The 18,533-nt window shown below is 45.5% G+C and carries 19 protein-coding genes and 1 tRNA gene; 7 read left to right on the top strand and 13 right to left on the bottom strand.

Going from position 1 to position 18,533, the window contains the following annotated elements; all coding sequences use genetic code 11:
- Nucleotides 1-6: 6 nt before the first annotated feature.
- Genes G632_RS19845 through sufC form a run of 3 tightly spaced genes read right to left on the bottom strand, consistent with a single transcriptional unit; the run spans nucleotide 7 to nucleotide 3,366 of the window.
- Nucleotides 7-1,176: a SufB/SufD family protein gene (locus tag G632_RS19845; protein ID WP_022769353.1), complete on the bottom strand. Its 1,170-nt coding sequence runs from the start codon at nucleotides 1,174-1,176 to the stop codon at nucleotides 7-9.
- A 14-nt stretch (nucleotides 1,177-1,190) separates the two neighbouring features.
- A complete protein-coding gene (sufB, locus tag G632_RS0111495; protein WP_022769352.1) occupies nucleotides 1,191-2,609 on the bottom strand; it encodes a Fe-S cluster assembly protein SufB in 1,419 nt (472 codons plus the stop codon).
- A gap of 1 nt (nucleotide 2,610) precedes the next feature.
- Complete coding sequence (gene sufC, locus G632_RS0111490; RefSeq protein WP_022769350.1) at nucleotides 2,611-3,366, bottom strand: Fe-S cluster assembly ATPase SufC; 756 nt, start codon at nucleotides 3,364-3,366, stop codon at nucleotides 2,611-2,613.
- 155 nt (nucleotides 3,367-3,521) lie between these two features.
- On the opposite strand from sufC, the gene G632_RS0111485 reads away from it, so the two are divergent.
- From G632_RS0111485 to G632_RS0111475, 3 genes are all read left to right on the top strand, one after another.
- A tRNA-Gly gene (locus tag G632_RS0111485) sits at nucleotides 3,522-3,592 on the top strand.
- Nucleotides 3,593-3,687: 95 nt separating this feature from the next.
- On the top strand, nucleotides 3,688-4,584 hold the full coding sequence (locus G632_RS0111480; protein ID WP_022769349.1) for a putative manganese transporter: 897 nt from the start codon (nucleotides 3,688-3,690) through the stop codon (nucleotides 4,582-4,584).
- Nucleotides 4,585-4,604: 20 nt separating this feature from the next.
- A complete protein-coding gene (locus G632_RS0111475; protein ID WP_022769348.1) occupies nucleotides 4,605-5,069 on the top strand; it encodes a Fur family transcriptional regulator in 465 nt (154 codons plus the stop codon).
- A gap of 79 nt (nucleotides 5,070-5,148) precedes the next feature.
- On the opposite strand, the gene G632_RS0111470 is transcribed toward G632_RS0111475, so the two are convergent.
- The 4 genes from G632_RS0111470 to G632_RS0111455 form a co-directional block, all read right to left on the bottom strand.
- Entirely contained in the window at nucleotides 5,149-5,955 is an 807-nt protein-coding gene (locus G632_RS0111470; RefSeq protein WP_022769346.1) for a hypothetical protein, read from the bottom strand.
- 33 nt (nucleotides 5,956-5,988) lie between these two features.
- Entirely contained in the window at nucleotides 5,989-7,074 is a 1,086-nt protein-coding gene (locus G632_RS0111465) for a DUF3810 domain-containing protein (protein WP_035782592.1), read from the bottom strand.
- A 9-nt stretch (nucleotides 7,075-7,083) separates the two neighbouring features.
- Nucleotides 7,084-7,437 (bottom strand): hypothetical protein, encoded by a 354-nt coding sequence (locus tag G632_RS0111460; RefSeq protein WP_022769343.1) that lies wholly within the window; start codon nucleotides 7,435-7,437, stop codon nucleotides 7,084-7,086.
- A 76-nt stretch (nucleotides 7,438-7,513) separates the two neighbouring features.
- Nucleotides 7,514-8,290, bottom strand: a complete 777-nt coding sequence (locus G632_RS0111455) for a Cof-type HAD-IIB family hydrolase (protein WP_022769342.1) — start codon at nucleotides 8,288-8,290, stop codon at nucleotides 7,514-7,516.
- A 64-nt stretch (nucleotides 8,291-8,354) separates the two neighbouring features.
- Here G632_RS0111455 and G632_RS0111450 point away from each other — a divergent pair, with 64 nt between their 5' ends.
- Genes G632_RS0111450 through G632_RS19840 form a run of 3 tightly spaced genes read left to right on the top strand, consistent with a single transcriptional unit; the run spans nucleotide 8,355 to nucleotide 11,807 of the window.
- Nucleotides 8,355-9,776, top strand: coding sequence for an MATE family efflux transporter (locus G632_RS0111450; RefSeq protein WP_022769340.1), 1,422 nt, complete (start codon nucleotides 8,355-8,357; stop codon nucleotides 9,774-9,776).
- A 36-nt stretch (nucleotides 9,777-9,812) separates the two neighbouring features.
- A complete protein-coding gene (locus G632_RS0111445; RefSeq protein WP_022769339.1) occupies nucleotides 9,813-10,487 on the top strand; it encodes a response regulator transcription factor in 675 nt (224 codons plus the stop codon).
- Between the two features lie 21 nt (nucleotides 10,488-10,508).
- Nucleotides 10,509-11,807 carry a sensor histidine kinase gene (locus G632_RS19840; RefSeq protein ID WP_022769338.1) on the top strand — a complete coding sequence of 433 codons (1,299 nt, stop codon included), beginning with the start codon at nucleotides 10,509-10,511 and terminating at the stop codon, nucleotides 11,805-11,807.
- Nucleotides 11,808-11,884: 77 nt separating this feature from the next.
- Here the strand turns inward: G632_RS19840 and G632_RS0111435 are convergent, their stop codons facing one another.
- Both G632_RS0111435 and G632_RS0111430 read right to left on the bottom strand, forming a co-directional pair.
- Nucleotides 11,885-12,574 (bottom strand): DUF4956 domain-containing protein, encoded by a 690-nt coding sequence (locus tag G632_RS0111435; RefSeq protein ID WP_022769336.1) that lies wholly within the window; start codon nucleotides 12,572-12,574, stop codon nucleotides 11,885-11,887.
- Nucleotides 12,575-12,609: 35 nt separating this feature from the next.
- On the bottom strand, nucleotides 12,610-13,359 hold the full coding sequence (locus G632_RS0111430; protein WP_022769335.1) for a polyphosphate polymerase domain-containing protein: 750 nt from the start codon (nucleotides 13,357-13,359) through the stop codon (nucleotides 12,610-12,612).
- A 165-nt stretch (nucleotides 13,360-13,524) separates the two neighbouring features.
- On the opposite strand from G632_RS0111430, the gene G632_RS0111425 reads away from it, so the two are divergent.
- On the top strand, nucleotides 13,525-14,010 hold the full coding sequence (locus G632_RS0111425) for a hypothetical protein (protein WP_022769334.1): 486 nt from the start codon (nucleotides 13,525-13,527) through the stop codon (nucleotides 14,008-14,010).
- On the opposite strand, the gene G632_RS0111420 is transcribed toward G632_RS0111425, so the two are convergent.
- Genes G632_RS0111420 through G632_RS0111405 form a run of 4 tightly spaced genes read right to left on the bottom strand, consistent with a single transcriptional unit; the run spans nucleotide 14,003 to nucleotide 18,394 of the window.
- Nucleotides 14,003-15,433, bottom strand: coding sequence for an O-antigen ligase family protein (locus G632_RS0111420; protein ID WP_022769332.1), 1,431 nt, complete (start codon nucleotides 15,431-15,433; stop codon nucleotides 14,003-14,005). The two genes, G632_RS0111425 and G632_RS0111420, sit on opposite strands and share 8 nt — an antisense overlap.
- Entirely contained in the window at nucleotides 15,418-16,164 is a 747-nt protein-coding gene (locus G632_RS19835; protein WP_022769331.1) for an RluA family pseudouridine synthase, read from the bottom strand. The genes G632_RS0111420 and G632_RS19835 overlap by 16 nt, the downstream gene beginning before the upstream one ends.
- A 3-nt stretch (nucleotides 16,165-16,167) precedes the next feature.
- Nucleotides 16,168-16,857 (bottom strand): response regulator transcription factor, encoded by a 690-nt coding sequence (locus G632_RS0111410; protein WP_022769330.1) that lies wholly within the window; start codon nucleotides 16,855-16,857, stop codon nucleotides 16,168-16,170.
- Nucleotides 16,858-16,879: 22 nt separating this feature from the next.
- Entirely contained in the window at nucleotides 16,880-18,394 is a 1,515-nt protein-coding gene (locus G632_RS0111405) for a sensor histidine kinase (RefSeq protein ID WP_022769328.1), read from the bottom strand.
- Nucleotides 18,395-18,533: the final 139 nt, after the last annotated feature.

Genomic DNA, 18,533 nt, shown 5'->3' with positions numbered 1-18,533 from the left:
ATCCCCTTAAACTATGTTCTGAATGTAATAAAGTGTCTTTTGTTTGATCTCGGGATCCGGAATCAGGCCTGCTACGCTGTCCAGTCTTGCCTTGATCATGATCTTCTTGGCTTCTAACTCATCAATACCACGGGTCTGCATGTAGAACAGAAGATCCTCACCAAGCTCACCTATGGTTGCTCCGTGTCTTCCCTCAACATCTTCTTCCTGGCAAAGGATCACGGGCATTGTCTTATTTACAACGTCCTCACTAAGAAGGAGTGCGTCTTCCTGTTCATCGCCAACTGACCCTGAGCTTCCCTTCTTGAAATCAATGGTTCCTCTGAAGGTCTTGGAAGCATTGTCCATAAGGACTCCCTTAAACTGCATTCCTGCCTCTGTCTTTTTGCCTCTGTGGTCAGCTACGTAGTTGATATCAAGATTGTGGTCACCTCTTACAAGATAGCCCATATTGCTGGTAAATACTGTGTTCTTCTCTGCAAGGTTAACGTAAGCTCCTGTCAGGGTCTTACATCCGCCAAGCTCCAAAGTCACAAGATCGATCTTGCCATCAGAAAGACATGCTCCACCGATATCATCGAAGTGAACAAAGCCTTCGCCAAGGAGCTGGGTTTTAACAAGGTTTATCTTGGCACCATCCGCTGCAAAGAGTCTTGTGCTGACTCCTACAAAGCCTGATGCGTCATTATCTGATGTGTATGCGATGACAACAGTTACTTCTGAATTCTTCTTGGCATGAATTATCTGGCCTGAAAGAGAAGCCTCTCCATTCTTCATGTCATAGCTTATTACGATGGGCTTATCTGCCTTAACACCCTCTTCTACAGTGTAGATATCTACTGTAGCACCAAGGCTTGTCATAAGGCCGTCAACATCTGCGCCCATTCCTGTACGAAGCGCCTGGTCCTTATCCCTTGCGGAAGTATCGCCGTTTGGCCCAACGTGTCCGTCAATAGGAGCCAGGATCCTGTCATTGTTTTTCTTAAATATCTCTCCCGCTTCTGCAAATGGAACTGCCTTTTCTACAGTCACGCCTGCCGGCAGCTCTTTTGCCAAAGGAGCGTTCTTGTCTGAAATATTAAAATCACTTATCTGAAGGGTACTGTCGTTTACATGCAGGAAATTGTATGTAAGAACGGGCAGCACATTGACCTTCATGTTCAAATCATTACTCATCTGCTCTCCCCTTATCAGCCGTTTCCGCTCATCTCGAGCTTGATCAGGTTATTCATCTCTACCGCATACTCAAGAGGCAGCTCTTTTGATACGGGATTTGCAAAGCCGCTTACGATCATGGCCTTGGCATCCTCTTCGCTTATTCCTCTGCTCATCAGGTAGAAGATCGCTTCATCACTGATTCTTCCGATCTTAGCCTCGTGTCCTACATCTGCATCATTGGTACGGATGTCCATTCCGGGGATTGTATCTGCCCTGGAAATTGAATCCAGCATAAGAGAGTCACAGGAAACAGATGCCTTGGCTTTCTTAGCAGTTTTCTGGATGATGACACTACTTCTGTAGGTTCCGATTCCGCCGTCCTTGGAGATGGACTTGGTGTTTATAACTGAGCTTGTGTGCTGGCCCTGATGTACTACCTTGGCTCCGGTATCGAGGTTCTGTCCCTTGCCGGCGAAGGTGATTCCTGTAAATTCCATCTTGGAGTTATCACCCTTGAGGATTGTCATAGGATACAGGTATGAAGTGTGTGAGCCAAAAGAGCCTGAAACCCACTCCATGATACCGTTCTCCTCAACGATTGCTCTCTTGGTGTTGAGGTTGTACATATTCTTGGACCAGTTCTCAATGGTCGAATATCTGAGTCTTGCGTTCTTGGCAACGTAGAGCTCAACGCATCCGGCATGGAGGTTGGCAACGTTGTACTTAGGAGCTGAGCAACCTTCTATGAAATGAAGATCTGCGCCTTCATCAACGATGATAAGTGTGTGCTCGAACTGTCCGGCTCCGGCAGCATTAAGTCTGAAGTATGACTGCAGAGGGATATCAACCTTAACTCCCTTGGGAACGTAAACGAAGGATCCGCCTGACCATACAGCGCCGTGAAGTGCTGCAAACTTGTGGTCTGTGGGAGGTACGAGCTTCATGAAGTGAGACTTTATCATGTCTGCATACTCACCTCGGAGTGCACTCTCAAGGTCAGTGTAGATAACGCCCTGGGCTGCAACCTCGTCTTTTACATTGTGATATACGAGCTCTGAGTCGTACTGAGCTCCTACACCTGCAAGAGATTCTCTCTCAGCCTGAGGGATACCGAGTCTCTCGAATGTGTTCTTGATATCCTCAGGAACGTCTTCCCACTTACCCTTCATATCGGATTTATGTCTTACATAGGAAGAAATCTTGTCCATGTCGAGGCCTTCAATGCTTGGGCCCCAGTCAGGTAACTTAATATCGTTGTAGAGCTTAAGACATTCAAGTCTGAAATCGCGCATCCACTCAGGGTCGTTCTTCTCCTCGGAAACCTTAAGAACTGTCTCTTCGGTAAGACCCTCGGCCATACGGTAGAAGTCTTTTTCGCTCTCTACGTCTTTAAAATCGTATAGGCTGCGGTCAATATCGGCCACAACCTGCTTGTTGTTAGTATCAGCCATTTTAATCCTCTTTCACAAATCTCTCGAATCCGTTTGCATTGATCTCATCTACAAGACTTCCGTCGCCTGTGTGAACAATGTTTCCCTTAACGAGAACGTGTGTGTAATCTACATGAAGTGACTCCAAGATCTTGGTGCTGTGGGTGATGATAAGAAGAGCTCCGTCCTTTTTCTTCTGGTACTCCTCGATACCCTTTGAAACTGTACGAACAGCATCAACGTCAAGACCTGAATCTGTCTCGTCCAGAATGGCGAACTTAGGCTTTAACATAAGAAGCTGAAGGATCTCAGCCTTCTTTTTCTCACCGCCGGAAAATCCTACGTTTAAGTCTCTGTCTGCATAGGACTCATCCATGGAGAGAATATCCATAGCTGCCTTGAGTGACTTCTTAAATGCAAGAAGCTTAACAGGCTCACCTGTCTGGTTGTGATATGCGTTTCTGATAAAGCTTCCTAGAGAAATACCGGGAACCTCGTATGGGTTCTGGAATGATAAGAACATTCCTGCCTTGGCTCTCTTATCAGCTGAAATATCTGTGATATCCTGGCCCTCAAAGAGGATGTTTCCCTGTGTTACACAGTAATGAGGATTGCCCATGAGAGTAAAGCCGAGTGTTGACTTACCTGCTCCGTTTGGTCCCATAAGTACATGTGTCTCGCCGGGCTTAATATCAAGATTAATATTATGAAGGATCGGCAATTCGTTGTCGATTGATACTGAGAGGTCTTTTACCTGCAATAATGAATTCTCAGACATAGTTAAAATCTTCCTTTCGTAATTCCTACTAACTTGGTAGGAAAAATAATAACACCTCTATTATATGCTTGTCAAACTAAATAGGAAGTAATTTATAATAAAAGCGCTTGACATACCATGCAAAGTTAGTTATTATAATTTCTTGTCAGCACCATGCGGGTGTAGTTCAATGGTAGAACACCAGCCTTCCAAGCTGGATACGTGGGTTCGATTCCCATCACCCGCTTTTTGATAAACCAGCAATGAGCTGGTATTTTTTTGCAGACATTCTAAACGCAAATGATTTGCATTTGCATTTACCGAATCAGAAAGGAGTCTGTAATGGACGTAATTATCGATATAGTTCTTGATGCAGTGATCGACTCTGTCAAGATCCTGCCTTTCCTTTATTTAACATATCTTGCTATGGAATACTTAGAGCACAGAACAGCTGAGTTCACGGAGAACGTTGTTCAGAAGACCGAGCACTTTGGACCGCTCCTTGGCGGCGTTATCGGTATCTTCCCTCAGTGCGGATTCTCGGCAGCAGCTTCAAACCTCTACGCCGGACGTGTCATCACTCTGGGAACTCTGATTGCGATCTATCTCTCAACTTCAGATGAGATGATACCTCTTCTTATCTCTGAGCACTTCCCTGTGGGCACAATGGTCAAGATCCTGGCGCTTAAAGCAGTTATCGGTATCATCGCCGGCTTTATCATCGACTTCGCTGTCCATGCCTATCACAAGGCTCGTGGAAAAAGAGCTGAGGATCCCGTGAGAATTAACGAACTCTGCGAAAAAGAGCACTGCCACTGCGATGATGAAGAGGATGCAACCTTAAAGGGCATGGCTAAGTCAGCCTTTGTGCACACCCTTCACATCTTCCTGTTCGTGCTTGTACTCACTCTTTTACTTAATATAATTATCACCCTGATCGGCGAGGATCACCTGTCAATGCTCCTTAAGACAAACCCTGTTGTGAGCCACATTCTGGCAGGACTCATCGGACTTATCCCCAACTGCGCGCCTTCAGTTATCATCACTACGCTCTATCTTGATCAGATGATAACTCTTGGAACCATGATGTCAGGACTTCTTGTCGGCGCAGGAATAGGCCTTATGGTGCTCTTTAGAGTAAACTCGGAGAAGAAGGTAAACTTCAACGTAGCTATCCTGCTGTTTTTGATCGGAACTCTCTCAGGACTTCTTATTGATGTTCTTGGGATCACCCTCTGATATCAATTGGGGTAAAAGACATGACTTGTAAAATTCATTCACATTCATTTGATGAAACAATAGAAAAGAACTGGCCCGAGGGCGTAAAAAAGACCAAGCAGAGAATTGATATCTACAAAGTTCTCTACCTGGCAGATGAGCCTCTCTCAGCTGCTGAGATTTACAGCGCACTGAACGAGAAGGCATCAAAAGAGATGTATGCGTTCTCCACGGTTTACAGAAATCTCCTGGCCTTTGAGAAGGCAGGAATGATTGAGAAATCTGTTCTCACCACTGAGGATAACGCGGTTTACGAACTCAAGAAGCAGACCCACAGACACTACGCTGTCTGCCTTGGCTGCCACGAGAAGTTCACCATATCCACCTGTCCTCTTCATGAGATTTCAAAAGACCTTGAGACCACCCTTCCGGGATTTGAAGTAACAGGACACCATCTTGAAATATACGGATATTGCAACAAATGCAAAAAGACCCTGGCGCATTAAGCGTCAAGGTCTTTTTTTGAGTCATTGGGGACGTTTCAGATTGACTCAAAATGAGTCAATCTGAAACGTCCCCGGTGACTCACTCTGATGTTGATTCTGTAGCAGCTTCGGTGCCAGCCCCCTCAGCAGCATCTGTGCTTTCAGCTTCAGCGCCGGCTTCGGTAGCCTCGGTAGGCTCAGGCTCGGGCTGCGGGAAGTAGCCTCCAAGAGTTGCCTCTCCGGTTGCTGCAGCAGAATCATAGGAAAGTACGACAGAGGCTCCCTTTAAGTCTTCGCCCTTTAAGCTCTCGCAGCTCAGGTTATACTCAGTGCCTGCATCATCTGTGATAATAAACTCCCATTCACTGCTGTCTGAATAGACATCAAGAGTCACGCCCATCAGTGTATATCCGCTTTGAAGCGTAACACCGTCTCCAATAAAATTGTCGCTATATGTGTTCGCGGAAATATCGTGAAGAACGATCTTTGAAAGATTCATTCCCGTCTTGTTTATAAAGTAAACTTCAAGGCCCTTATGCTTTGCCTTTTCTTCCTTAATCTGAGTCTCACTTGTAAGGACGCCCGAAAGCTCTTTTCCAATATTCTGATAGCTCTCTGTTAGCTCTGTGATAGTCGGCAGGACTTCGTCGATCTTCTTGTCATTCATCTTGGTGAAATCCAGCTGCTCGATCTCAGCTTCCTTATCAGAGAGCGAATCAAGGATGCTTCGCTGAGTCGTATCAGACACGTCAAGGTAGGTATCCTCTGCTGTCTGCTTGGCCTGAGCAAGGAGACTCCTTGCTTCTTCTGCCTCTGCAAGCTTCTCATCCGATGGTCCGCAGGCCACCAGTAAAACAGCCATAAGTGCTGCAATTAAGGGAATAAATTTCCTCTTGTTATTCTTCATGTTCTCTCCCAATCAAATTTAAATATTTCGAAATCAATTATACGAATTTGCCCTGTAATAGTCCAGAAGCAGCGCAACCACGTGGGTGTAGCTCACCTTACCGGAAGATACTCCGTTGACCTTCAGGTTCGTGTCGATGAAGGTATCTGCTGCCTTCTTAACCGTCTTGGTCTCCAGGATCGCTCTCTTTTCGACCAGCTCCCAAGCCTGCTCGGTAAGGAACTGATCATCGTAGCGAACAGTATCGGATATCTTCACATGGGACTTGTACTCATCCTCATCAACCGCCTTGTAGAAATCGTTGTTTACATAATTAAGAACTCCCAGATATCCGCTGTAAACAAACACCGGATCATCAGACTTAATGCAGGACAGAAATCCCAGAAAGTTTGCCTCATCCTCATAAATGTACCCGTGAGTGTGCGCCAGTTCATGGCACATGGTAAAAGGCTTGTTCATTATGTACATCAGATCGTTGTAATTAGCTTCCATAGAAAACGGGAAGTAATACCCCTGCATGTACTGCTGGCTCATGAATCCCGAGAAAGTCAGCGCCTTGGGCCTTACATAATACCCATCAAGCCTCTTGTATTCTCCGGCAATCCCTGCCATAGCCATCCTTGCAGCCTCGTTCATGTCGCCGTCGTAGACAACATTTCCGTCCGCATCTCTGGGCATCAGTTCCGCCATCTCATTACACTTAGACACTATGTAATCTCTTAGCGTCGCCAGGTCCTCAAGATAGTACTCCTCACCTTCTGTCTCCGTAACGCTTAGTGGCGTGCAGTGATAGAGCACGAAGCAGTTTAAAGACATTACGGCTACCACCACGGAAAGCACCAACGCCAGCACCCGTCTATACCACTTTGCGAAATCTCTTTTAATGAAAAAAGATATCACTAAAAGAATCAGCAGAATGGGAAGCAGCACCAATAGCCTCTCCCCCACAGACACGCGAAAAAGACTGGTAAATCTCCCGTATATACCAGTGATCTTCGGGAAGATATTATCAGTGTAATAATCAGAAAAAGACCTGCTCATCCACGCAGCGACATTGAAGATCGCACTGCCTATGAGCAGGACACAAATTAAAAGTCTTCTTAAACTGAATTTATTCATGTCAATTTATTATAACATGGCCTCGAGCGCATTGTTCATAGCGCTGCTTACCTTTTCTGTCATATCATCGGAAATCTGGATATGAAGCATATCGATAACTCTGTTATCTATGGAATATCCGAGGCGATTTGCATGGAACTTAAGATCATCAGAATGAGTAACCTCATAGCTGTGGCGCATATTCTCGCTCAGCATTTTAGTAGCTATCATGGAATCATACGCTTCAGCAAACTGCTCTCCGAACTTCTTCTTGGTCTCGTCATCAAGCGCACCTATTGCGGAAACTGCGCTGCTTGCTGAATTCTGATTAAGGTATGTATTTGTTATGCTATCGGCTGCTGCCAAGAAACCAAAATCCATCATAATAATAGGAATCCTTTCCTCTACCAAATCTGCATTTATAATATCGGCAGGCAGAAAAGAATCTTAACCCCTATTTTCAAAATAAATTTAGTTTCTCGCAAGCCCTCCAAATACCGTCGTCTTCGAGGTTTTCCGTCACAATAGTTCCCAGATTTTTGACTTCCTCGGGAGCTCTTCCCATGACTACTGAAGTTCCTGCTACTTCGAGCATTTCTTTGTCATTTATAGAGTCGCCAAACGCCACGGTTTCAGACACATCGCATCCTAAAAGCTCGCATACTTCCTTGATTCCCGTGCCCTTGTTAAATCCCTTTGGCACCATCTCTACGATTGTGTCCGTATGGAGCATGAAATCATAGATATCCGAAAGCTCTTCAAAGCACTCATCCCTTGTCGGACTGTCGCAGATACATGAGAGCTTGTTCATCTCCCACTCTCCCCACTTATCGGTGATGCCAAGAAGTCTCTCTCCCATCTCCCTTATGACCTTCTGGCCAAACATGTCGTCTGCAAAGTCAGGCTTGTCCATATACAGGTAAGTCGGACCCTCAAGGATAGCCTTAAAGTCATGCTTTTTCACGGCTTCCATGGTCCTTATCCCTTCATCCCTGGTCATGAGCTTATTGAAAAGAACTTTATCCTCATACTCGATCATGCAGCCACAGGCAGAAACTATACCGTCAAACCCGATTCCCAAAAGCTCCTTATTATATACAAAAGCCCTTGCTCTTCCTGTATTGATAAAGCACTTGTGCCCGTTCTCCTGGGCAAGCTTAATTGCCCTTTTTGTACTCTCCGGGATATAGTTCTTGTAATCCCACAAAGTTCCGTCAACATCAAAAAATAAAATCATTGCTTCCACTTCCCATTTTTTTAATATAATACCATTTTTCCCTTCGTATGCTATACTAATTCCGATGAAACGAGATTATTTTGAACAAATACGAAACGGCAGTGAAATTACTCTGAGGGACCAGCTCTATATCATAGCAATGCTGAGTATCCCGGCCATACTTTCCCAGATTTCAACCGTAATAATGGAATATGTAGACCAATCAATGGTAGGACGTCTTGGCCCCACATCATCGGCAGCCATAGGACTTGTATCCTCAACAACATGGCTCATCGGTGGTCTTTGCAGATCAGTGACCATGGGCTTTACTGTCCAGGTGGCTCACAATATCGGCGCCAAGAAGTTCCCCCAGGCAAGGGCTATCAACAAGCACGGCATTATATCCGTACTTATCTTCAGCTCTTTGATCGGTCTTATTTGCTTTGCCATAAGCCGGCATCTCCCATATTGGCTTGGTGGATATGAGGACATCGTAAGAGAAGCAACCATCTATTTTGCAATCTTTGCCCTCGCGCTCCCCATCACGAACCTAGGCGGCGTAGCCTCAGGAATGCTCCAGTGCAGCGGAAATATCAGAACTCCCAGCATCTTAAATGTTGTGGGGTGTTTTCTCAATGTCTTTTTCAACTTCCTGCTGATCTTCCCCTCAAGATACATTTCACTCTTTGGGGCAAGGGTCTTTTTCCCGGGCTTTAACCTGGGCGTTGCAGGAGCTGCGCTTGGTACCGCCATTTCCCAGGGCATAGTTGCACTTACGCTCCTGTTCTTCCTGCTTATCAAGTCCCCGATACTTCATCTTCGCACCGAGGACAAGATTCCTTTCTCGGTAAAAGAGCTGAAGGCAGCCCTCCACATCGCTATCCCCTTTGCCATCGAGCAGGGAATCATGGGCTGGGGATATGTCTTTTGCACAAGGATTGTTTCGCCCCTGGGTGTTACAGCCCTTGCAGCCAACTCCTTCTCGGTATCGGCTGAGAGCCTTTGCTATATGCCGGGCTACGGAATCGCCAGCGCAGCTACAGCTCTCATAGGACAAAGCCTTGGCGCCGGCAGAAACAAGCTGGCAGAGCGCCTCGGGTGGCTTGCAACCATCCTTGGAATGCTGGTCATGACCTGCACCGGAATTCTTATGTACATCTTTGCTCCTTCAATTCTGGGCTTCCTTACACCGGATCCCGAGATTCAGGCTCTAGGTGCACAGGTCCTTAGAATAGAAGCCTTCGCAGAACCGCTCTTTGCCGCATCGATTGTAGCAACCGGCGTATTCAGAGGAGCAGGCGATACACTTGGTCCATCCATAATAAACTTCATCAGTATGTGGGCAGTTCGCCTTACCATGGCATTTTTCCTCGCACCAATCTTAGGACTCCCCGGCGTTTGGATCGCCATGTGCTCGGACCTGTGCGTTCGCGGAACGCTCTTTCTCATCCGTCTTTGGAGAAAGCCTATCAGTAAAGCCCATTCCATCGCAGGCGCTGCGGGTTAACTTGTGATAAAATTAATGTAATTGGAGGAACATGCTATGAAACTACTTCTGGCCGATGACGAAAAAGAACTGGTAAGCGCCCTTGTAGCTATCCTTAAACACAGCAATTACACTGTAGATGCAGTATATAACGGAACTGACGCCCTAGACTATGCCCTCGCAGGAGACTATGACGGCATAATCCTCGATATCATGATGCCCGGAATGGACGGCATGGAAGTCCTTAAGAAAATAAGAGAAAAAGGTCTTTCAACCCCTGTCTTATTCCTGACTGCCAAGACTGAAGTAGATGACCGCATTAAGGGTCTTGACCTTGGCGCCGACGACTACCTTCCAAAGCCCTTTGATATGGGCGAGCTCCTTGCAAGAGTAAGGGCAATGCTCAGAAGAAAAGAGGACTTCGCGCCCGCTAACCTCACCTGCGGAAACCTTACGCTGGACAGAGCAGGGTACGATCTTTGCACAGAGGGGCACGATAAGATCCATCTCTCAGGAAGGGAATTCCAGATGATGGAGATGCTGATGACTTCTCCCGGAAGGATCATCTCCGTTGACAACTTCATGGACAGGATCTGGTCCGACGGCGAAGCAGACGTAAACGTAGTCTGGGTATATATTTCAAACCTTCGAAAGAAACTCGCATCCCTTGAAGCCACGTGCGAGATCAAGGCATCAAGAGGTGTCGGCTATTCCATAAACGAGATTTCCTAAGCCTTAAGTCGAGGAACAATTATGGTAAATAAACTTCGGAAGAAATTCGTGATAACAGCCATGTTATCTCTTTTGGTGATCCTGGTGATCATGATCGCCGTCATTAATATTGCCAATATTTCCCAAAGCGTACGGGATGCAGATAATCTGTTGCAGATCCTGACAACCAACAACGGCTTTTTCCCGGGCATGCTCAAGGATAATAACAATCAGCAGCCGCCAAGGCCGGATCGCCCCCTTGGCTTTGAGCACTTAAACAACATGCGTTCCATGGAGATGCCCTACCAGACCAGATATTTCTGGGTGCGCTACGACTCCTCCGGGAACATCCTTGAAGTTGACGTAAACCATATCGCCTCAGTCACTGAGGATGCGGCAAAAGAGGCTGCCACTGAGGTTTACTCCCGTGGTAAGGATAAGGGGTTCTATCGCTCCTTCAGATACAGGCTGGGAAACAACGCCGATGGCACACAGATACTGGTCTTCAGCGACCTGAGTACCTCGCTTGTAAATGTGTATAAGCTTCTTTTACAGTCCCTGCTCATCGGTCTTTTCACTCTTATTGCAATGTTCATTTTGGTTTTCCTCTTTTCCGGAAGGGCTGTTGCCCCGGCTGTGGAATCCATGGAGAAGCAAAAGAGATTCATCACGGATGCAGGTCATGAGCTAAAGACGCCTCTTGCCATCATCTCAGCAAACATCGATGTTTTAGAGCTTGAAGCCGGAAAGAGCGAGTGGACTTCCAGCATCAGAAACCAGGTAAAGCGAATGAACTCCCTGGTCAAGAACCTTCTTACACTCTCCCGGATGGATGAGGAGAGAATGCACGTTGTCTACAGCGACTTCGACATGAGTGCCACCGTAAAAGAGACTGCTGCTTCTTTTGGGGCAGTGGCTGAGTCTTCTTCAAAGAAATATGTCACGGACATAGAAGACGGCATCCACATAACCGGCGACAAGAACGCCATCAACCAGTTGACATCGCTCCTTTTAGACAACGCCATGAAATACTCCGATGAAAAGGGCAGCATCAATGTTCATCTGTCAAAAGAAAAGAACATCACTTTAGAGGTATCAAATACCACAGACTACATGCCTTCAGGAAATCTGGACAGATTATTTGATCGCTTCTACAGAGCTGATTCCTCAAGAAGCCGCGAGAAGGGCGGCTACGGAATAGGCCTCTCGGTGGCAAGAGCCATCGCCCAGTCCCACGGAGGCGACATACAGGCACTTAAGGACGGAGACAGGATAATCAGATTTGTAGTAACTCTTCCTACCCAGCTCCCTAAGAATCTTCATAAAATAGCAGCAAAATGACATAGCTAAAGGCCGTTAGACAACTTATTCGGATCTAACGGCCTTTTATATTCAAATAATGGATAATAGCTTATTTATCAGAGTTCCTCTGCCTTAACTGCTACAGGTCTTGAGCAGCTTATCTCGAGATTTCCGTTCCTTTGTCTCATCTCATCGATCATTCCCTTTGTGGATGCTCTGTTTCTCATAACGATGCTGTAGTTAAGCTTGTAAAGGCTTCCCATTCCTGATGTCTTTACTTCGCAGAGCTCAGCCTTTGTTGTGTATCTTGCAAAAATGTCATCAAAGATCCCTTCAAAATCAAGTCCTTCAGGTACAGTGATCTTAAGTGTCTTTTCCTCAGCTGCTCCGCTACCAAAGCCGCTTCCCATGAGGATAAGATTTGCTACTGTGATGATGACTGCAAAGATTGCTGCAATACCGATGTAGCCCATTCCTGTTGCAAGGCCTACTGCCATAGCAAGGAAGATGCTTGTGATCTCTTTTCCTGTTCCGGGTGCTGACCTGAATCTTACCAGCGAGAAGGCTCCGGCTACAGCCACACCTGCTCCGATGTTACCGTTTACCAGCATGATGACCATCTGAACAATGGCGGGAAGAAGTGCCAGTGTGATAATGTAGCTTCTTGAGTAGCTACTCTTTATGGTGTACATAAAGGCTATAAAGAGGCCGATGGCCAGTGAACAAACAGTTGCGATCAAAAATGATGCCCCTGTGATAGTACCGTTTGTGATGATGCTTCCAAAAATCAAATCTGATGTAGACATTTTATTTTCTCCTTTTTTCTCAAATAATATTTTCTTTAAACTGCTCTGCGAAAGTTTTTGATGTTGCTCTTGTTTCTCTCTGTGGCGTCTTCGCCGTACATATATTCAACGTATCCTTTTCCGTACTTGGAAAAAGAGGTTTTTCTGATGTTAAGTTCATCGAGTATCTTTGCAAGTTCGATTGACATTGCTCCTGCGATCTTAAGCTCCATCAGGTGCTGGCCGGGAAGAAGGATGTCTTTTCCAACATTCCCTTCAGATAAGCTAAGCTTATCCGTGCGCCATCTGATGTTGGTATCAAAGGTGATGCGCAGGTCCGGATCCGTGGTTCCAGCCATTGCTATGCGGTCGTAGGAGATCGCCATTGCAGGTCTTATTCCTTTGTAGTACTTAAGGAAATAATCGATCTCGTCTGAAATCTGGCTTCTTTCTTCAGGTCTTTTACCATCTACAAGGTATTCCATGGCTTTTTTGTATGGCATTGAGATTCTTCTCTTGTAGACAACGCCTTTGTACTTTTTCTTGATCTCGATAAAAGCATTGGTGTCATCATTTGCAACGCCATATGTCCTTAGCCTTAGCTTTTCCTTGTAGATTGGCTTTTCAAGGGACCTTTCGATCAGCTTATAATCCAGTGTGTCAAAATATATATTTAAGATGGATGTTTTTCCGTAGCTGTCAACTTCTGCCATGCCTTCCAGTTGTTTTCTCAGCTCCGTATACTGCATATCATCCAACAGATATTTCACTTCGATTCTCTGAAATACATCCTTAAATCCTGCCATTTTTTCTCTCTCCGTTTTTGTGCGTTTTTGTTACCTTATAGACACATCATAAAAGCCTTGCCTAAAAATAACTTAAAACAGATATAAAGAAAAAATAATTCGCAATTATGTTATACTAGAGGTAGGGGAACACCGCTAAAAATACAAAGTTTCTAGGAGGTGTAAATGTACAAAAAAGGGGATAAGGTTATAATCCTGGATTACAGTGGCAAGCCACTTGATCCGGCTGTGGTAGCAGAGATCGAGGAAGTCTATGGAGATGACAGAGTAAGGCTCCTTCTGCCGGACCACGCATGCTGTTTGGAGTTCGTTGATCGTTTTGAAAAAATAGATGACGAGAAATACGAAGAAATTCTTCACAGTGTAAGAAAAAGGGAGAAAGCCCTTGCAGTTGATCTTCAGCTGGATATCAGGAAGTTCGCTTCCAAACATCCAAGAAGAAGGAAAGATGAGATCTTCAATGTATTTAATCAGGACAAGCACTATGTGTCAGTCCTGAACGCTTATGCCGGCAGATGCCAGATGTACGGCGAGGAAAACATAAGCGAGCGCTTCTTATATGAATATAAGGACGCACTGGCAGGAATCATCAGGACCAGAACCTTCTTCCACGATCTGGATGAGAGCATTCCGGTTCCAACCTTTAACTGATCTCGCTCTTGCAGCTTGAGAGCCCGATTCCTATGGCCAGCATCAGGTAGGGCGTTGAAGTTACAGTCGAGAAAGAGACTAGAGAATTAAGAAAATATGCAATGACAGGGAGTGCGCAGATAGTTGCTGCGCGCTCCTTTTTGTTCTTAATAAATGCGCAGAGGATCGTTCCCATAAAGAAAAGATATGTGACAGCTCCAAGGAGTCCTCTTTCTATCAGCATTGTCAAAAGCTCGCAGTGAGCATTGGTAAGCTTATTGCCGGGGAAGGTGTTAAGCAGGGAATCTGCAATCTCAGGCACTGAGTAGGCATAAGAATAAAAGCCGTCCTGGCCTACGCCCACAAGCTTTCTCCAGGGCGATAGCGTATGGAACATATCTGCGCTGATGCTCCAGATAAGCCCTCTTCCGTTTCCAAAGCCATACCCGAAGCTGCTGCGCAGTTTATAAACCGCTACCGCTATGCCAATTCCCAGCGCAAACAGCAGAACCTCCGTAAAGAGCTTACCCCTCCACTTTCCGCTGATTTCCTCAAACAGCCTTGATAATCTGTACAGGAAAAAGGCAGACGCCATGAGGATAAGTCCCTTAAAACCGCTGCAGGCCTGAACAAGGAGATTGTCCTGGTAATTATAAAGGCTGCCAAAGGCCAGCATAAGGATATCCACTATCTCCATGGAGAGCCCTAAGATAAAGAACTGAGCCGACATCTTTAAAAAGCTCTTTCTACTGCCAAGACTCCTAAAGAGCAGCAGCAAAAATGCGCCAATTATCACCAGTCCTCCGCTCTCACTCCCCTGTGTAAGAAGAGCTACCAGTCCCAGAATCTCGTATAGGGCAAGAAGGAAGAATTCTTTGGAAAAGAGCTTTTCAGTATAGCAAAGGCCTACTCCCAGCGAAACAAACACTGAAAGAAAGCCCACATACCAGTTGATGTTACCGATGGTGGCCACAAATGAATTGTTCTGATGAGCGATGGCAATTGGGTATATTCCAAATCTCCCGAGAATCCCAAGGACAAACTCAAAGGCGGGAGTAAGCAGCAGAGCTGCTGTGACATATTTTGAAAAAAGTTCCTGCCCGGAGAAGACAAGTGCAAAAAACAGCATAAGGATAACAGTAAGAAAGCCTCCTCTCCAGCCCTCAAGGCCAAAGAAGGAAACAGACTTATTTATGGAAAAGACAAAGCTTATGATGTTGGAGAACAAAAAGGCCATGAGTCCGAAAAAAGCAAAGCTCTCCTTATCTATTCCTGACAAAAGCTTTTTTCTCTCAAACAGCACAAGTACAAGGGCAAAAGCCGCGCTCACTCCCAGGTACAAAAGGCCCTTACTCTCTCCCAGCATATAGTAACCGTCCTTCATATATAAGGGAAGGATGGTGCATATTATTATCAGATAACCCCAGGTTATGTATTTTCGCAATTTAGTAATTCTCCTATGGCAGCATTCTTAGGCGTTATCTCAAACTCCACTTTCTTTTTGGTGCTCGGGTGCTTAAAGACATACTTATAAGCGACCAGGCAGACATTCTTTATTCCGGCTTTTTCTGCATATTCCCGGCTTTTCTCATTTCCGTACTTATCATCACCAAGGATTGGATAGCCTCTGCTGGCCAGCTGGATCCTGATCTGATGGAAGCGCCCTGTAAGAAGATGGATTTTCAAAAGAGCTGTCTCACCCTTTGTAGCTATGACCTCGTATTCCAGTTCTGCCATCTTGGCATCTCCCCCGATGGTCTCTACCTTCTCATCTTCCCTGTAAATATCCGCAAGGCCATTATCTGCACGCCTGATAAGGTAATCGGACAAATGCCCCTTTTCTTCAGTGGGAATCCCTAAGCACAGAGCATAATAGTACTTCTCTGTCTTGTGAAGCTTAATCTGCTGTGCCAGATCTGATGCAGCCTTTTTATTTTTGGCTAGCACGATAACACCCTCAACAGGCTGATCCAGTCTGTTCACAGTAGCAACATAGGGCGGCAAATTTCTTTGCCGCCCTTTGGTATTCATCTTATCTTTGCGGGCAAGATAATTTCTTGCTGCGCTCACAAGGTCCATCCTTCCGGCTCTCGCGCCTTCTGTTGCCATGCCTGCCATCTTGTGGCAGACCAGGATGTCCTCGTCCTCATAAAGATAATCTATGCTGTTAGTCATTCATCATACCTTGAATCTGTAACCTACGCCCCAGATAGTCTCAATGTACTGAGGATTGGAGGTATCATATTCGATCTTCTCACGGATCTTCTTGATATGTACTGTTACAGTAGCGATATCACCGATGGAATCCATGTTCCAGATCTTGCGGAAGAGCTCTTCTTTTGTGAACACGTGGTTAGGGTTCTCAGCAAGGAAGGTAAGAAGATCAAACTCCTTGGTTGTAAAGCTCTTTTCCTGATCATCGACATATACACGTCTTGCAGTCTTGTCAATCTTAAGGCCTCTGATCTCAACAAAGTCGTTGTTCTCATGGCCTGAGCCTACAAGTCTTGAGTATCTTGCCATGTGTGCCTTAACACGGGCAACAAGCTCTGAAGGGCTGAAGGGCTTTGTGATGTAGTCATCTGCACCAAGTCCCAGTCCTCTTATCTTATCAATGTCATCCTTCTTGGCTGAAACCATAAGGATCGGCACGTCTTTCTTTTCTCTGATGCGCTTACATACTTCAAAGCCATCCATTCCGGGAAGCATAAGATCAAGTATTATAAGATCAAAGTCCTCCGCAAGTGCAGTTGCAAGTCCAGCATCCCCAGTGTTCTCAATTGCAACCTCAAAATCGCTAAGCTCAAGATAATCCTTCTCAAGGTCAGCAATCGCCTCTTCATCCTCAACAATAAGTATTCTACTCATACACCCTCTGCCTTTCTATGGATTATTGTGTTTCATTAGCTACAGTTACTGTATCAGAGTTATCCGCATACTCTACGTACTTCCTCAGTACGAAATGCATGCAGGTACCTTCGTTCTCGTGGCTGGTAGCCCAAATATAACCGCCGTGGTCCTCAATGATCTTCTTGACGATTGAGAGACCGATTCCGCTTCCGCCCTGCTTGGAGTTACGGGAGGAATCCGTTCTGTAGAACCTGTCGAAGATATTGGGGATATCCTTCTGGGCAATACCCTTACCATTGTCCTCAATCTCAACTCTCACCGAATCGATCTCATCAAGGATCCTTATATCGATCTGTCCGGTTCCGTCGTCTCTTCCCAGGTACTTAACACTGTTGTTAACAATGTTGTTTATTACTCTCTTGATCTGCTCTGCGTCGGCTACTATCAGTGTATCCGGCGTTATCAGATTGGAGTAGTTGAGCTTGATGTTCTTGCTCTCGAGATCAGCACCAATCTCATCTATACAATCCCCGAAATAATCAGCCACATTGATCTTGGTGAAGTTGTAGGGAATTCTGTTGTTATCAATACTTGAATACAATGTAAGCTCATTAATAAGGTTGTTCATGTCGTTGGCCTTGCTATTAATGATCTTAATGTATTTCTTCTGCTTGTCGGGACTGTCTGCAACGCCCTCCAAAAGGCCCTGTGAGTATCCCTTTATAGCAGTGATAGGTGTCTTTAGGTCATGGGAGATATTACTGATAAGCTCTTTGTTCTGCTTCTCCCTCTCTATCTTCTCTTCCGCGGATTCCTTAAGACGAAGTCTCATGTCCTCGTAGTTTCGGTACATGGCTCCGATCTCACCCTTTTCCTTGACATCCGTCGGAAGTACAAAGTCGAAATTTCCATCCTTGATGTGCTGCATCGCGATGTTCAGCTGATTGATCGGTCTGAAGAAACTTCGCCCCAGCCACATGGTCAGAAGAAGGCTGGTCACGAGCAATATGAAGATTATCGCAACGCACATGTAAATAACAAGCGATGTAGTGACTGCAGTTCTAATGGTTGAGATGAAATACAGACTACCCCTTGCGCCATCGGAAAACAGGAAGTCTACCTGTCTTACCAGATGCTTGGACGAGGTGTAATAAATACCCTCGATACTGTTGCCATAGCCCGGGAGCTCGTTGATAACTGCCTTGGCCTTGTCTCTGCTGGCAGCATAATAAAGCTCACCACCTTTTTTGACTATGATGAAGGAATATCTCGATTCCACCTGCGCATCCAGATCTGAAAGGAACTGTTCATTCTCCAGGATAAATGGATTGGATAACATATTGATGGCGATTTCTTTTACCAGCTCATCGGTCATCTCCGCAAAAGTACCACCGGGATCAGAGATCATACCGTAATCAAACGCGGTGGTATGCTGCTGCAGCTGCTGTTTGTAAGCCATATACCGGCCAAAGGCCATAAATGTGCCCACTGCCAGGATAAGCGGAATGACAACAATCGCCAAGGACGTAATTAAGAGTTTTGTACGAAATCTCATTGTGTCCCCCTAAGCCATAATTAAGTATATCATATTTTGGGCAAACTTAAGATATTTTTTATAGTAGTTTTGCTTGATATGCGACTTTCTCCATGCTACACTTTAATGCGGATAAAAAAACGTTTTCCACACGATTATA

It is taken from the genome of Butyrivibrio sp. NC2007, from assembly GCF_000421405.1.
GTDB lineage: Bacteria > Bacillota > Clostridia > Lachnospirales > Lachnospiraceae > Butyrivibrio.
Note: the sequence above shows the minus strand (reverse complement) of the source record. Positions and strands in the feature narration are given on the sequence as shown.